General features: G+C 35.7%; 15 protein-coding genes. 14 read left to right on the top strand and 1 reads right to left on the bottom strand.

All coding sequences use genetic code 11. The features are described from left to right. The first annotated feature begins 58 nt into the window (after positions 1-58). The 8 genes from fabF to AN964_RS13790 all read left to right on the top strand — a co-directional run bounded on the left by fabF (position 59) and on the right by AN964_RS13790 (position 8002). Entirely contained in the window at positions 59-1291 is a 1233-nt protein-coding gene (gene fabF, locus AN964_RS13825; protein WP_055740238.1) for a beta-ketoacyl-ACP synthase II, read from the top strand. 188 nt (positions 1292-1479) lie between these two features. Continuing rightward, positions 1480-2067 (top strand): TerD family protein, encoded by a 588-nt coding sequence (locus tag AN964_RS13820; protein ID WP_055740237.1) that lies wholly within the window; start codon positions 1480-1482, stop codon positions 2065-2067. 44 nt (positions 2068-2111) lie between these two features. After that, positions 2112-2693: a TerD family protein gene (locus AN964_RS13815; RefSeq protein ID WP_055740236.1), complete on the top strand. Its 582-nt coding sequence runs from the start codon at positions 2112-2114 to the stop codon at positions 2691-2693. A 28-nt stretch (positions 2694-2721) separates the two neighbouring features. Next, positions 2722-3300: a TerD family protein gene (locus AN964_RS13810; RefSeq protein ID WP_055740235.1), complete on the top strand. Its 579-nt coding sequence runs from the start codon at positions 2722-2724 to the stop codon at positions 3298-3300. A 49-nt stretch (positions 3301-3349) separates the two neighbouring features. Then, complete coding sequence (locus tag AN964_RS13805; RefSeq protein ID WP_055740234.1) at positions 3350-4120, top strand: TerC family protein; 771 nt, start codon at positions 3350-3352, stop codon at positions 4118-4120. Positions 4121-4409: 289 nt separating this feature from the next. Then, on the top strand, positions 4410-5600 hold the full coding sequence (locus AN964_RS13800; RefSeq protein ID WP_055740233.1) for an HpcH/HpaI aldolase/citrate lyase family protein: 1191 nt from the start codon (positions 4410-4412) through the stop codon (positions 5598-5600). Continuing rightward, positions 5545-6933 carry a phosphoribosyltransferase family protein gene (locus AN964_RS13795; protein ID WP_055740232.1) on the top strand — a complete coding sequence of 463 codons (1389 nt, stop codon included), beginning with the start codon at positions 5545-5547 and terminating at the stop codon, positions 6931-6933. The genes AN964_RS13800 and AN964_RS13795 overlap by 56 nt, the downstream gene beginning before the upstream one ends. Continuing rightward, positions 6914-8002, top strand: coding sequence for a cysteine protease StiP family protein (locus AN964_RS13790; protein WP_055740231.1), 1089 nt, complete (start codon positions 6914-6916; stop codon positions 8000-8002). Before AN964_RS13795 ends, AN964_RS13790 begins: the two co-directional genes overlap by 20 nt. Positions 8003-8008: 6 nt before the next feature. Here AN964_RS13790 and AN964_RS13785 read toward each other — a convergent pair whose 3' ends face one another. Continuing rightward, on the bottom strand, positions 8009-8245 hold the full coding sequence (locus tag AN964_RS13785; RefSeq protein WP_055740230.1) for a hypothetical protein: 237 nt from the start codon (positions 8243-8245) through the stop codon (positions 8009-8011). Positions 8246-8369: 124 nt separating this feature from the next. Between AN964_RS13785 and AN964_RS13780 the strand changes: the two genes are divergently transcribed. From AN964_RS13780 to argD, 6 genes are all read left to right on the top strand, one after another. Continuing rightward, positions 8370-9980 carry a YceG family protein gene (locus AN964_RS13780; RefSeq protein WP_152982389.1) on the top strand — a complete coding sequence of 537 codons (1611 nt, stop codon included), beginning with the start codon at positions 8370-8372 and terminating at the stop codon, positions 9978-9980. Between the two features lie 18 nt (positions 9981-9998). Next, positions 9999-11105, top strand: a complete 1107-nt coding sequence (locus tag AN964_RS13775) for a toxic anion resistance protein (protein ID WP_055740229.1) — start codon at positions 9999-10001, stop codon at positions 11103-11105. A 173-nt stretch (positions 11106-11278) separates the two neighbouring features. Beyond that, positions 11279-12325: an N-acetyl-gamma-glutamyl-phosphate reductase gene (gene argC, locus AN964_RS13770; protein ID WP_187356655.1), complete on the top strand. Its 1047-nt coding sequence runs from the start codon at positions 11279-11281 to the stop codon at positions 12323-12325. A 37-nt stretch (positions 12326-12362) separates the two neighbouring features. Further along, positions 12363-13607, top strand: coding sequence for a bifunctional ornithine acetyltransferase/N-acetylglutamate synthase (argJ, locus tag AN964_RS13765; protein WP_152982388.1), 1245 nt, complete (start codon positions 12363-12365; stop codon positions 13605-13607). A gap of 18 nt (positions 13608-13625) precedes the next feature. Beyond that, entirely contained in the window at positions 13626-14417 is a 792-nt protein-coding gene (gene argB / locus AN964_RS13760; RefSeq protein WP_055740227.1) for an acetylglutamate kinase, read from the top strand. Next, positions 14410-15582, top strand: coding sequence for an acetylornithine transaminase (gene argD, locus AN964_RS13755; RefSeq protein ID WP_055740226.1), 1173 nt, complete (start codon positions 14410-14412; stop codon positions 15580-15582). The genes argB and argD overlap by 8 nt, the downstream gene beginning before the upstream one ends.

Genomic DNA, 15582 nt, shown 5'->3' with positions numbered 1-15582 from the left:
GAATGTAAACTGAAAAATAGGATTATTTTGATAGGGGAAATGGAGGAGGAATGTAAATATGAAGAGGGTTGTTGTAACAGGATTAGGGGCAGTTACACCTTTAGGGAATAATCTAGAAGAAATATGGGACTCAGCAGTAAATGGCAGATCTGGGATTGGTTATTTAACTAGATTCGATGCAACTAATTTTTCTGCAAAAACCGCAGCAGAGGTCAAAGATTTCGATTTATCCAATTATATGAAGGTAAATGAAAGGCATCGAATGGATCGCTTTACACAGTATGCCGTTGCCTCTGCCATTATGGCTGTAAAGAATGCAAATGTGACCATTGGTAAGGATGTCTTACCTGAAAATATAGGAGTATGTTTTGGTACCGCGATAGGAGGTATCGAAAGTTTTGAGGAAAGCTATCAGAACTTAATTACTGGTGGGTATCAAAACTTATACCCTTTTTCTACTACGATGGTGATTAGTAATATGGCTTCTAGTCAAGTTGCAATCACCCTTGGTGCAAAAGGATATAATAATTGCGTGGTTCTTTCATGTGCTTCAAGTTCGAATGCTATAGGCGACGGATATAGGGCCATTCAAAGGGGAGATGCAGAAATGATGATAGTCGGCGGAGCTGAGGCATCCATTACACCGCTTGGTGTTGGAGCATTCTGTGCAATGGGTGCAATATCTACCAATCCAGACCCTGAATCTGCTTGCCGACCTTTTGACGCGAATAGAGATGGCCTTGTGATGGGGGAGGGGGCAGGAGCACTACTCTTAGAAACCCTTGATTCAGCAATAAAGAGGAATGCTGATATTTACGGAGAAATAATTGGATATGCAACAAATAGCGATGCATACCATATAACAAGCCCAGCTCCAGGTGGAGAAGGGAGCATAAAGGTAATGGAATTGGCATTAAAAGACGCAAGTTTACGAAAAGAAGAAATTGATTATATTAATGCACATGGAACAAGTACTAAAAATAATGATAAAATGGAAACTGCCGCTATAAAAAAATTATTTGGCGAAAATGCTTATCATATTCCAATAAGTTCTACAAAATCAATGACTGGACATATGATGGGGGCTGCTGGGGCTATAGAAGCAATATTCTCCTTAATGACGATTCGTAATGGAGTTATTCCGCCAACCATTCACTTGGAAAATCAAGATCCAGAATGCGATTTAGATTATGTTCCTAATATTGCCAGGAAGAAGGATGTAAAAACGGTTCTCAGCAATGCTCTTGGCTTTGGCGGTCATAATTCTGCCCTAATTTTTAGAGCGGTATAAGATTTATTATAAGAAATTGAAACTTTTTATTCATGACATTCGTAATAAAAAATGCAAGATGTACAACATTTCTATTAAAACGTTTACCAATTCTTTCATTAAAGGTGTTTTTGTTGGAAATTGTCTATGAATAAAGTAAAATATAAATAGTATAATGTCGAAATAAATTACATAAAGGAGTGATTTTTTTGGCTATTTCTTTAGCGAAAGGTCAAAAAATAGATTTAACAAAAGGAAACACAGGTCTTAGTTCATTATTAATTGGCCTTGGCTGGGATCCCGTGAAGAAAAAAGGATTTTTTGGCACGAAAACACCAAATATTGATTGTGATGCTTCTGTTATAATGTTAAATGAGGCAGGAAAACTAGAAAGCAAACATGATGTTATCTATTTCGGTAACTTAAAAAGTCAATGTGGAAGTGTTCGCCATACTGGTGATAATCTTACGGGTGATGGCGATGGGGACGACGAACAAATTTTAATAGATTTACATAAAATTCCTTCAAGAATTCATTCGCTTCAATTTGTTGTTAATATTTATCAGCCTGTTCAAAGACGACAAGACTTTGGAATGATTGAAAATGCATTTATTCGAATTGTGGATAATAAAACGAATTCTGAGCTTGCTCATTTTAATTTAACGGAAAATTACAGTGGTTTTACAGCACTAATTCCAGGAGAAATATATCGCCATAATGGAGAATGGAAATTTAATGCGATTGGACAAGGTACAAGAGATACTTCAATTGGGGAGATCGCTAATAAACTTGTTTAAATTCATATGAAACTCTAGTTAAATTTTGAAAGGATGTTATGGAAATGGCAATCAGCTTAGCAAAAGGCCAAAAGGTAGATTTAACAAAGACTAACCCAGGACTGCAAAACATAGTTGTAGGTTTAGGTTGGGATGTAAATAAATATGATGGCGGCAATGATTTTGATTTAGATTCCTCCGTATTTTTATTAAATTCCGAAGGTAAATGTACCTCAGAAGCAGACTTTATATTTTTCAATAATTTAAAAGGCGGAAACGGATCTGTAGTTCACAATGGCGATAATCGTACAGGAGCTGGAGAAGGAGACGATGAAACCATTTCTGTCAATCTGTCTCAAGTTCCAAGCAGTATTCAAAAAATCGCATTTACGATTACCATTCATGAAGCGGAAGCACGCAACCAAAACTTTGGACAAGTTTCGAATTCGTTTGTAAGAATTGTAAATGAAGCTAATGGGGAAGAATTAATTCGCTACGATTTAGGGGAGGATTTTTCCATTGAAACAGCTGTTGTAGTAGGGGAATTATATCGCCATAATGGCGAGTGGAAATTTAATGCAATAGGCAGCGGCTATCAAGGTGGTTTGGCAGCGCTTGTCACTGATTTTGGCTTAGATGTTCAATAAATCTACTATATAATATTGAGGTGAGAGCATGGGAATCGTACTTTCCAAAGGACAAAGAATTGATTTAACGAAAACGAATCCAGGACTAACGAAAGCGATCATTGGACTAGGCTGGGATACAAATAAATACAATGGAGGTCATGATTTTGACCTTGATGCTTCAGCATTTCTAGCTGATGCAAATGGAAAAGTTATTAATGATCTTGATTTTGTCTTCTATAATAATCTGAAAAGTCCAGACGGCGGTGTAGAGCATACAGGTGATAACCGAACTGGTGAAGGGGATGGAGATGATGAACAAATTATCATCAATTTTCCTAAGCTATCTCAACATATTGAACGTATTGGTATAACGGTTACCATCCATGAAGCGGAAGCACGCAACCAAAATTTCGGACAAGTTACCAATGCATTTGTAAGGGTTGTAAATCCTGAAAACAATCAAGAAATTCTCCGATTTGATTTGGGAGAAGATTTCTCCGTTGAAACCGCTGTAGTCGTTTGTGAGCTTTATAAACATCAAGGGGAATGGAAGTTCAATGCCATTGGCAGCGGGTTCTCAGGAGGATTAGCTGCATTATGCAGAAACTATGGTTTAACAGTATAAAAACAGCAGTTTAAATAAGGGAAGTATTTCGGAGGAGCAGTAGAAATAAATGGCACAATTTTTTCATGACTTATTTCACAATTATGGAGAGTTCTTTTCATTACATGCAATAACGTCTGAACTCTCTAATCCCGCAAGTTGGGGAGTTATTTTCAGTTTAATTATTTTAGAAGGATTGTTATCGGCAGATAATGCATTAGTGCTTGCTGTAATGGTAAAACATTTGCCTAAGAAACAGCAAAAGAAAGCATTATTTTATGGTATCTTAGGTGCATATCTTTTCCGATTTATTTCCATCGGACTAGGTGTATTTCTTATTAAATTCACTTGGATTAAGGTTATTGGTGGTTTATACCTTTTATGGTTATCATTAAAAAACCTAATCAAAAAGGAAGAGGAAGAAGACGACGTCAAAAACAAAGGCTATGGTTTTTGGAAGACTGTCCTTTTAGTAGAATTAATGGATATTACCTTCAGTATCGATAGTGTTATTGCTGCTTTTGGTTTATCTAATAAAGTATGGGTGTTATTCCTTGGTGGAATTTTAGGAGTACTAATGATGCGTGGTGTCGCACAATTATTCCTTAAATTAATTGAGAAATTTCCGGAATTTGAAACTACAGCTTTTGTATTAATCGCTATTATTGGTATCAAAATGGTTGCTGCAGCATTTGGTTTTGATGTCAGTGAAATCATTTTCTTTAGCATTTTAGTTGTCATTTTCCTTGCCACATTTGTTGTGCATTTTCTTAAGAAAATGCACAACAAAAGGGGAAAACAAATAATTGTTTTCATAGATACTAGAAAAAGACGACCTTGAATGACTTGAAAAGGGATAAAAGAAATTTTATCCCTTATTTAAATATTATGAAAGAATAAGTTTTGGATAATATAAATATTCCACAGGATGAGTCTTGTCTAGCTCTAGCGCCAATCGGCTAACGGATTTCTTCGTCTTTTCCCTACCATAAGTCAACATCAGCTCTTGAACTACATCTCTGAGTATCCGTTGGTCTCGCCTGCGACTACAAAATTAGTACTCCGATTAGCAATGTGTTACCGCTTTTATTATTACCAGTCAGGATATTACTAGAATAGGAGAGTTTTTTATGAGACATTTTCAATATCTTTCCGATGATCAATGTAAGTCAATTTTTCACGTCTCTCCTGAAAGTTGGAACAAGGATTCACCAAAGGAAATATTGGCTAATGCTCTTGGTGGAACTCTATATATGCCTGGAACAAGAACACAAATTTCTAATGATATCCTAACTGGTAAATTTTTAAATGGCCAATATGCGGGACTTACTTCCATGGTTATTTGTTTAGAAGATTCTATAAGCGACGATGAGGTTGAATCTGCAGAAATCAATAGTATTGTTCAACTACAAACGCTTTACACAGCCGTCCGCAGTATGCAATTTTCTCAAAGTAATCTTCCGCTTATTTTTATACGAGTTAGGAATCCGTTTCAAATTAAAAAGCTTGTGGGAGATCTTGGTGCTGCTTCGACTATTTTAAGTGGATTTGTATTGCCAAAGTTTAATGTTGATAATGGCAAGGAGTTTCTTGACCAAATTGTAATGGTTAATAATACATATGGCTTATCCCTTTATGCATTACCAATATTGGAAACAAAAGAGGTAATTTATAGAGAATCAAGAATGGAAACATTGTTATCCATAAAGAAAATACTAGACCTCTATGATGAAATTATTCTAAATATTAGGATTGGGGCAACCGATTTTTCAGGCCTTTTTGGAATTAGGAGAGATTGTAATACTGTAATTTATGATATTGCAGTTATTCGAGATTGTATTGCAGATATTATGAATTTTTTTGGAAGAGTGGATCAAGAGTATGTTGTTTCAGGCCCTGTTTGGGAGTATTTTCAATCATCTGGTCCCAACATGAAACATAATAATACCAATGACAGAAATCGATTAGAATTCTCTTTTCCTATCGATAATGAATACCATGAAGCATTTATTCAGGAAATTCTTCTTGATAAAAGCAATGGAATGGTCGGAAAAACAATTATCCACCCCTCTCATATTAAACTAGTTAATGCTTTAAATGCTGTTACACATGAAGAGTACATGGATTCCCTTTCCATTATGCATCATTTTCATTCTCAGAATGGGGTTATTGCAAGCGTCTTTCATAACAAAATGAATGAAGTAAAGCCACATTATCATTGGGCGAGAAAAATATTGTTGAAATCTAAAGTTTACGGGGTGCTACATGAGCAGCAAAGTTTTATCCAACTCCTCCAGTTTAATGAACGAGTACACTTATAAAATACTAAATAATTTATCCTTAAAAGTTAAAATAACGAGGAATGATTTTCAGATTTCTCCTACGGCCTTATTCCAAATGGCAGCCAGAATTAATAAGAAAAGATCTTTTTTATTTGTCAGCAAAGTACTTGGAAAGCATCTTCCCGTAAATCCGATTACTTCAATACTTGCTAGTTCTTTGTTAGCCAGTAAGTATATGAAGGAAATATTACATATAGAAGACGAACAATTTACGTTGAAGCGAAATGGCTTTTTGGAATCTATTACTCAATTTGGTTCAAATATTGAGATAAAACCATATAAATTGCCACAAAGTACGATATTTATTGGATTTGCAGAAACTGCTACTGCATTAGGACATGGTGTATTTGATAACTTTCAAAATGCTTTTTTCTTTCATACTACAAGGGAAAAGATAGAGAATAAGGAATCAATAATTCATTTTGAAGAGGAGCATTCACATGCAACCTCTCACTATTGCTATATTGAACGTAATCAAATAGAAAATCAAAATCCTATTGTATTCATTGATGATGAGCTTACTACCGGAAATACCATTTTAAACATTATTCATGCAATCCAAAGTGAATTTCCTCGTAAAAGCTACACGGTTCTTACTTTATTAGATTGGCGAAATGAAGAAAGTATAGATCAATTTCGTCGATTGGAAAGCAATATGGGAATTGAAATCCATGTTGTATCACTAATCAGCGGGGAGATAGAAGTTGATTGTAAGGATGAAAAGATGAAGAAAGAAACATACCAACACCAATCGGATAAATTTGGCAAGATTGTTCCGATTGATTTATCTGATATAAACACATCTACCTCGCCATATTATCACAATTCATCGGCTTCAAATTATTTGTGGCAAACGGGAAGGTTTGGGTTGTATAGTTCAGAAAATGAAGAGTTTACCCATTATATTCATTCAATAGCTCAAAAATTAGTACCATTTCGTTCCGGTGGAAAAACGCTTTGCTTAGGAAATGGAGAGCTGATGTACCTACCAATGAAAATTGCAGCGCTAATGGGCAAAGAAGTTTATTTTCAATCAACGACGAGAAGCCCAATATTTGTTTCTCGTAACGAGGATTATTTGATACAGAGTAAATACACATTTCCCAGTCCTGAAGATTATTCTATCCAAAATTATTTTTATCAAATTGAGCCACACCTTTATAGCGAGGTATTTGTCTTTTTTGAAAGAGAACTTGTCGAAGGAAATATGTCACCGCTTTTATCCCAATTAGCTAGTCTATTTCAATATGTGTATGTTGTTACTTTAAGCACAAGAAAGGATGATGTTATTCATGCAAATGGTCCACAGTAAACCTTTTGGAACCTATTCCAATGATGATGTCATTTTTTTGCTTAAAGATATAAGTGAAAAGATGTATGAAACTTCAACGATGGATAAGGAAGAATTGATTCAGTCCGGAAAGCATTATTCTGAAATGCTTCCAATGGAATTTGAACCTTCTGAGGAATATAAGAATTTCTTCTTAGCATCATTACATGCTTATAAAGAGAAAATTGCTGGAGCGGTTCAGATTATTGCGGAGCAAATTTTAAGGCAAAAAGGGAAGAAAACACTATTAGTTTCATTAGCAAGGGCAGGAACACCAATTGGCATATTAGTGAAAAGATATATTTTTGCAAAGTACCAAATTTCATTACCCCATTATAGTATTTCGATTATCAGAGGGCGAGGTATTGATGAAAATGCCATTAGATACCTGAGTATGAATTATCCTGACTATGATTTTCAATTTATTGATGGCTGGACTGGCAAAGGAGCAATTAAACTGGAGCTTGATAAATCAATACATAAGATTAATCATAACGATCAAACAAACATCTCTGATTCGCTAGCGGTCTTAGCCGATCCGGGACATTGCGCCAATATTTATGGGACTAGAGAAGATTTTCTCATTCCAAATGCTTGTTTAAATGCAACTGTATCAGGATTAATTAGCAGAACCGTATTAAATCGTGAACTTCTAAACAAACATGATTTTCATGGTGCCAAATTTTATCAGGAACTTTATGAACATGACGTATCGAATTATTATGTAGATGAAATTTCGAAACAATTTGATTCAATCTTGGGTCAGGAAATATCGCCTTCCAAAATGGCTGAACCAAATTGGAAGGGATTAAGGGAAGTACATACTATTCAAAAACGGTTTAAAATAGAGGATATGAATCTAATAAAACCTGGAGTAGGTGAAACAACGAGAGTATTGTTAAGAAGGCTGCCATGGAAAATACTTGTTCGTGATATAATGGATAAAAATGTATCCCATATTTTATTGTTAGCAAATGAACGGAAAGTACCGATTGAAGAATATCAAGAAATGTCCTACTCCTGTTGTGGAATCATAAAACAGGTTAAGTAGCATAGGTTATTTTTTTACTCTTATACTTTTCGTAATCCAGTATAGCAGTATAACTGTGATGAGAAATGGGATAAATACAAGAAGAAAGTTGGGTTTTGGACTTATCATTGTTTCTGTTACAAATGAAAATAATAAGGAAAATCCGACGAACTCAAAAAACAAAAGGATTTTAAATTGAAACATTTCGTTTACCAATCCTTTTACTTCTTCTGTGATCTTCTGGTTGATTTTGTATTTGAACATACAAATAGACCTCCAAAATAGTCTATATTCTTATTAGTATGCATCTAATTAAAAAGTATTATACAGACATGCTTCTGAAATTTTTAAATAGATATTAGGACTTTTTGAAAGGAATGGACCTGCTGTGAATATTCACCCTATAAAGGTTGACCTCGAACAACAGGATTGGCAGAGTTTATTTGGCCTCCCTTTATCAGAAAGAGGTCAGTATTTGGACGCTGATGGTCAAGTCAAATATATACAAGTAACGGGAAAATTTATGGGCTGTCCTATGGATGAAGAGGATTATCTTGAATTTTTGTATTCACTTGTTCATGAAGCGGATTTTCCAGTTCATCATCTGGATAAGGAGTTGGATAAGGCTATCTCCAATGATATGTTCCAATCTATCCAAAGGATCATGAATATTCACCATGATCAAAAAGGATTATCTATTAACCGATTTGTTGCATTCATGGAGGGCGAAAAACTGCTTCCTTTAAAAGACAAAGGGGATTGGTACAGACATTATAGGTCAGCTTATATTCAGCTGCTGCAAATATACCAGGATAATCATCCCGATTTATTACATCCTGATTTTCGCAGATTAATTGTGGATACCGTTAAATGGTCTTGGAATCATATCAATCTTTGGGTTAAAGACATAGATTTGAAGAGGGAAGTTCCAAGAGTAGTATGGTATGGAGATGCCACTAAAAGCCAGAGCTATTTTTTATACTTTTTGATTTTACTAGGCTTTGATGTGTTGCTTTTTCATCCGGAAGGAAAGGATGTTTTAAAAGATTTTAAGGATGATTCTATTAGTGTTTTTACTTATCCTTCTGTAAAGCCATTAATGGAATTTCCGGAGGACAAGCCTGTAAGAAAATCTACTGTTGCTAAAAAAGCTTCGCAGGAAATGGAAAGAGTGCTTCATTCAGACAATTCATTGCTATATAGACCGTGGCAATTTCGTTCCTATAAGCCGCAATCGATCACACTAAAGACGACCTACGATGAAATTTTTCTGATCATGAGGGAAAAAGCTTTTATAAGGCCAAGTTTTGAAGTGAAAAATGAAACGGTCTATATTCCAAGTATTTTTGCAAAGGTATTAGGGATATCAACTAATCAAAAGGAATATTGGGGCAGAGTACAAGAAATAACGGATTTTGATTTATCATCTTTGCATATCCGTTTTCCAATAACAAGTCCGGTAAAAGGAAATCAGTTACATCATTATCAAAATGCATTAACAAATGGAAAACTGGATCCAATGAAAATGGTAAAAGGAAACTGGTGGAGATATAAACAAATGCCAGAGGGACTTCAGATTGGACTTGCTTCAGCCATTTCAAGATATGTAGATAAAGCATTGCTTACTAAATTGGAGCATGAAACAGAGGAACAATTAAAACTTTATATGTTTTCTGCTGTTATGGAGATTCCAGATACGATAATCAAGCTACTACAGCAATTTGATTATTCACAGACGGTTCCAAGAATCGTGATTTATAATAATGGCAGCAGTGGAGAGATAAATAGAAGTGATGCGGCACTGCTGTTATTGTTAAATGAAATGGGAATAGATATATTACTGTATAATCCTACTGGACAAAATGATATTGAATTATTTATCGACTCCTCCATTTTTGATTCTCATTGGTTAGAAGAAGTTAGTTTTGAGGAGAATTTAGAAAAGCATCGTAATAAACCAAGTGTATTGATTAAAAAATTTATTCATAAATTATTTTAGAAAAAGGTGAAAAGTAGAATGTCAGTAAATGTGAATGAATTACAAACTCTCAATCTCGAAAAAAAGGAAGAAGTACTGCAGAATCCAAACGATTTGAAATTACAATTACGTAATGATCCAGAGGTTGTCCATTTAGCTCAGGAAATTGATACAAAAGATCAGCTGGCTTTATTAGAATTTGGGAAGGAACCTGCTAATCAAATATCTGCTTTTTCTGGCCGCGTGTTAAATTCGATAAAATCAAGCAGTATGGAAGAATCAAGTGCGTTGTTAAAGCACTTAGGTAAAATTATGGACAAGTTTGACAGCAAGGATTTTGTTGAGGACAAGGGTCTTTTCTCCAAAATGTTTGGAAAAGGCAAGAAATTTATCGAAAAAATCATGGCAAAATATCAAACGATGGGCAGTGAAATTGACAAAGTATATGTTGAAATCAAAAAATATGAAACGGAAATGAAAAATTCTACTGTAACGTTAGAGCAATTGTACGAGGAAAATTTTAATTATTACATGGAGCTGGAAAAGTATATTGTTGCTGCAGAATTAAAAATCGAGGACATTAGGAATAATGTGCTTCCGCAACTGGAAAGCCGTGCTGCAAATATGGATCAGCTTGCCCAAATGGAATTAGATTCAGTGCGAAATGCTGTGGAACTACTTGAGCAACGTGCATATGATTTAGAAATGGCAAAGCAAGTAGCCTTTCAATCGGCTCCACAAATCAGGATGTTGCAAAGAGGGAATACAAAGCTTATTGCTAAAATTAATTCCGCGTTTGTTACGACGATACCAATTTTTAAAACAGGCTTAATTAACGCAATAGCAGCGAAACGACAAAAACTAGTGGCGGATTCCATGAATGAATTAGATAGAAGAACGAATGAAATGTTGATAAGAAATGCACAAAATGTTTCCGCTCAATCTGCAGAAATTGCACGCCTTGCCGGAAGCTCCAGCATTAAAATAGAAACAATTGAAGAAACTTGGAGTATTATTATGAAGGGGTTGGAGGAAACCCAAGCAATTGAACAAGAAAATGTCCGCAATCGTGAAGATGGAAAACGCCGTTTGCAAGAATTGCAAAGTAGTTATGAACAATTTAAAAATAAAGCGAAGAATAGTTAAATCTTAAAAAAGAGCTGTCACCAATTGGTGACAGCTCTTTTTTATATTTATACATAATCAGTGGTTATTTATAATAAAAAAATAGTGATATTTAACTATTTTTATAAAATTCATTGCATAAATATTCCTGTGTGTTTATAATAATACAAAAATACGAAATTGTTTTATAGGAGATGAAACGGGTGAAGGTTGGTATTATTGGCGCCAATGGATACGGGGGTGCCGAGCTTATACGTTTATTACATCAGCATCCAAATGTAGAAATCGAAATGTTAATATCAAATTCCACGAAGGGGTCTCTATTAACAGACCAATATAAACATTTTCATTATATATTTGAAAAGTCATTAGAGGAATGGAATCCAGACGAAATACAAAGTAAAGTAGATGTTTTGTTTTTTGCTACTCCATCAGGAGTTTCAAAAGAGATCATCCCCCAACTTATAGAGAGGGATATTATTTGCATTGATTTATCAGGGGACTTTCGTTTGAAAGATGAATACTTATACGAAAAATGGTATAAAAACAAATCTGCAAATATAGAAGACTTGCAGAAATCCGTTTATGGGTTAACGGAAATAAATCGTAATGAAATAAAGAAGGCAACATTAATTGCCAATCCAGGATGCTACCCAACTGCCACCCTTCTTGGGCTCGCACCAATTTTAAAAGCGAATGTAATCAATATGAATTCCATCATCATTGACGGAAAATCAGGAGTCTCTGGTGCTGGAAGAAAACCAAATGTAGGGAGTCTATTCTCAGAAGTTAATGAAAATGTGACAGCTTATAAACTTGGAAAGCATCAGCATATCCCAGAAATCGAGCAAGAAATTCAAAATATTTGCGGATTTCCGGCTACTGTGACCTTCACAACTCATTTAATTCCGATGACAAGGGGAATTATGTGTACGATATATGCAAATTTAAAGAAAAATATGAGTTTAGAAGAAATGTTGGAACTCTATCAAGAAACGTATTTAGAAGAAAGCTTTATTCGTATTAGACCGAAAGATAAGTTGCCATCAACAAAGGAAGTATATGGTTCAAATTATTGTGATATCGGGTTAAATGTTGATGAGAGAACGGGGAGGATAACCATTATTTCTGTAATCGATAATTTAGTAAAAGGGGCGGCAGGTCAGGCTATTCAAAATTTAAATGTTATAGCCGGTTGGGATGAAAGGACAGGGTTAAATGGAATCCCAATCTATCCATGATGGTGAAATGATAAAAGGAATTTCTGGAGGGAATGTAATGGTTAAAGGCAAACACATTGAACTAGATAAAGAAAGCATTATGAAAATAAAAAATGGAAATGTTGCAACTCCAATTGGCTTCCAGGCAGGAGGAATGCATAGTGGATTAAAAAGGAAAAGAAAGGATCTTGGCTGGCTTTATTCCCAGGTGCCTGCTGTATCAGCTGCTGTTTATACAACCAACCAGTTTCAAGCTGCGCCTTTGAAGGTTACGCAAGAAAGTTTAGCTTTTTCCCCATTTTTACAGGGGGTTATTATCAATTCCGGAAACGCTAATGCGTGCACAGGGGAAGTAGGCATACAGAACGCTTTTTTAATGAGAAAATGGTTCGCAGAACAAGTAAATTTACAAGAGTATGAGGTTGCTGTTTGTTCAACGGGAGTAATTGGGGAGCAGCTGCCAATGGATAAGATAAAATCTGGTATTACACAAATTCCGAAAGTTGACGAAATTCATCATGCAGAGGGCTTTAGTGAAGCCATTCTTACGACAGATACATTTGTGAAACATGCATGTGTCTCTCTATTCATTGATGATCGTTATGTTACTATAGGCGGAACCGCTAAAGGATCAGGAATGATTCATCCAAATATGGCAACGATGCTTGGATTTATAACAACCGATGCAAAGATAAATCCTTCATCCTTGCAGCAAGCACTTAAAATGACGGTAAACGAGACCTTTAACATGATTACCGTGGATGGTGATACAAGTACGAATGATATGGTGCTTATAATGGCCAACGGGCTTGCAGGCAATCAAGAATTGTCGGAATCCCATCCTGAGTGGCCAGTATTTTTAGAAGGATTAAAAGAGATTTGCACATCACTTGCCAAACAAATTGCCCGTGATGGTGAAGGGGCAACTAAGCTAGTTGAAGCTCATGTCTACGGGGCAAAATCTTCTATTGATGCAAAAATTATTAGTAAATCCATCATTGGCTCAAACTTAGTGAAAGCGGCTATTTTTGGAGAGGATGCGAATTGGGGAAGAATTGTCAATGCGATAGGTTATAGCGGTGTCATCGTAAATCCAGACCTATTAACAGTTTCACTTGGGGAAATCAAAGTAGTAGAAAATGGCTTGCCTGCACCATTCTCTGAAGTAGAGGCAAAGCAATATTTACAATCGGAAACCATTCAAATCTTTGTTGATCTAGGAGAAGGGCATGGAGCTGCAACTGCATGGGGATGTGACTTATCCTATGACTATGTCAAAATTAACGCTTCATACCGTACATGAGAAGTTGGAGGATTTTACATGTGTTATTTAATTATTAAGTGTGGGGGCAGTATTGCAGAAAAATTGCCTGACTCCTTTTATCAAAATGTAGCTGTATTGCAAACTGATTATCATATTAAACCTATTATTGTTCATGGCGGGGGTCCTAAAGTGTCAACGATACTGGATAAATTACAAATGGAAACGAAATTTATCGATGGACTCAGGGTGACAAATGAACCTGTTTTAGAAGTGGTGGAAATGGTGTTATCAGGTACTGCTAATAAACAAATAGTAAGAAACCTATTAGCTGCAGGAGCAAAAGGAATTGGATTAAGCGGAGCGGATGGAAAGCTGTTGGAGGCGAAACTTGTGGCAAACCATGAAAAAGTTGGTTTGGTAGGTGAAATTGTTTCGATAAATAAAAGCTTACTAGATTTATTGCTGCATGATTTGTATATTCCGGTCATCTCCCCAGTTGCAGTCGATCAAAACAATAGACCGCTTAATATTAACGCAGATGAAGTCGCCGCTGCATTATCTAAAGCATTTCATGCACCAATCTGTATGATCACGGATGTACCAGGTGTAATGAAGGATAAAAAAGTACTGTCAACAATTACAAAAACACAAATAGAAGAATATGTTGAAAATGGTGTCATTAAAGGAGGGATGATTCCAAAGGTAAAAGCGGCTATTGATTGTATCGAACAAGGGGTTAAAGAGTTTGTGATCATGAATGGCTTAGAAGAAGATAACCTAATCAAATATGTAAAGAAGGAACCAATTGGTACTTTAGTTTGTTTGGAGGAGGAATTTGCAGATGCTTAAAACATCCTCATTGATGAATACCTATAAGCGGGCTCCGCTTTCGATTGCAAAGGGAAAAGGAAGCTTTGTGTGGGATGAAAATGGAAACCAATATTTAGACTTTACCTCAGGAATTGCTACGTGTAATCTTGGTCATGTTCCTGAGGCAGTAAAAAATGCACTCGTCAACCAACTTGATCAACTATGGCATTGCTCGAATCTTTATCAAATCAAAATACAAGAAGACTTAGCACAAATTTTAACGGAAAATAGCTGTTTCGATGTGGCTTTTTTCTGCAATAGTGGAGCAGAGGCAAATGAAGCAGCAATAAAATTAGCACGTCTTTACGCTAGTCAAATAAAGCAAATAAATAATCCGGAAATTGTTACTTTTAAGCAATCCTTTCATGGCAGAACCATGGCAACACTTTCAGCGACTGGTCAAGAGAAGATTCAAAAAGGGTTTGAGCCATTATTGGAAGGTTTTACCTATTTGCCATACAATGATAGCTCTGCTTTGGACTACTTGAAGAATCAATCTCCAGCAGCAGTTATGCTTGAATTAGTTCAGGGGGAAGGCGGAGTAATACCGGCTGATAAGGAATGGATCGAGAAACTCGTATCCATCAGTAAATGTAATGACATTTTAATCATTGTAGACGAAGTACAAACAGGAATGGGGCGAACTGGTACACTATTTGCTTATGAGCAATATAATTTTGAACCGGATATTATTACCTCGGCAAAAGGTTTAGGGTCAGGCTTTCCCATTGGAGCAATGCTTGCGAAGGAACATGTTGCAAAGGCATTTGGACCAGGCACACATGGCAGCACTTTTGGTGGAAACCCGCTTGCATCAACGGCTGGGCTTGCAACTGTCCAATATATTCTTAGTAATGAAGTTCTCGGGCACGTTCAGAGTCAAAGCAAATATTTCTTTTCAGAACTGGAAAAGTTGAAAACCGTCTATCCGCAAATCAAAGAAGTGCGGGGAAGAGGATTGCTTATTGGAATAGTGTTGGAAAATGCAGGATATTTGGTTGAGTTAGCACGAGAGGAAAAACTCTTAATTTTAACTGCGGGAGAAAACGTGGTTCGTCTTTTACCACCATTAACCGTAACGAATGAAGAAATGGATCTGTTTTTAATAAGCTTTAAAAAAATCCTAGCGAAAATGGAGAGATAA

This window comes from Heyndrickxia shackletonii (assembly GCF_001420715.1).
GTDB classification, from domain to species: Bacteria; Bacillota; Bacilli; order Bacillales; family Bacillaceae_C; genus Margalitia; species Margalitia shackletonii.
Note: the sequence above shows the minus strand (reverse complement) of the source record. Positions and strands in the feature narration are given on the sequence as shown.

Coding starts and splice junctions, on each gene's coding strand:
- fabF (WP_055740238.1), top strand. CDS start 59: ATGAAGAGGGTTGTTGTAACAGGATTAGGGGCAGTTACACCTTTAGGG.
- AN964_RS13815 (WP_055740236.1), top strand. CDS start 2,112: ATGGCAATCAGCTTAGCAAAAGGCCAAAAGGTAGATTTAACAAAGACT.
- AN964_RS13810 (WP_055740235.1), top strand. CDS start 2,722: ATGGGAATCGTACTTTCCAAAGGACAAAGAATTGATTTAACGAAAACG.
- AN964_RS13805 (WP_055740234.1), top strand. CDS start 3,350: ATGGCACAATTTTTTCATGACTTATTTCACAATTATGGAGAGTTCTTT.
- AN964_RS13800 (WP_055740233.1), top strand. CDS start 4,410: ATGAGACATTTTCAATATCTTTCCGATGATCAATGTAAGTCAATTTTT.
- AN964_RS13795 (WP_055740232.1), top strand. CDS start 5,545: ATGAGCAGCAAAGTTTTATCCAACTCCTCCAGTTTAATGAACGAGTAC.
- AN964_RS13790 (WP_055740231.1), top strand. CDS start 6,914: ATGCAAATGGTCCACAGTAAACCTTTTGGAACCTATTCCAATGATGAT.
- AN964_RS13785 (WP_055740230.1), bottom strand. CDS start 8,245: ATGTTCAAATACAAAATCAACCAGAAGATCACAGAAGAAGTAAAAGGA.
- AN964_RS13775 (WP_055740229.1), top strand. CDS start 9,999: ATGTCAGTAAATGTGAATGAATTACAAACTCTCAATCTCGAAAAAAAG.
- argC (WP_187356655.1), top strand. CDS start 11,279: ATGAAACGGGTGAAGGTTGGTATTATTGGCGCCAATGGATACGGGGGT.
- argJ (WP_152982388.1), top strand. CDS start 12,363: ATGGTTAAAGGCAAACACATTGAACTAGATAAAGAAAGCATTATGAAA.
- argB (WP_055740227.1), top strand. CDS start 13,626: ATGTGTTATTTAATTATTAAGTGTGGGGGCAGTATTGCAGAAAAATTG.
- argD (WP_055740226.1), top strand. CDS start 14,410: ATGCTTAAAACATCCTCATTGATGAATACCTATAAGCGGGCTCCGCTT.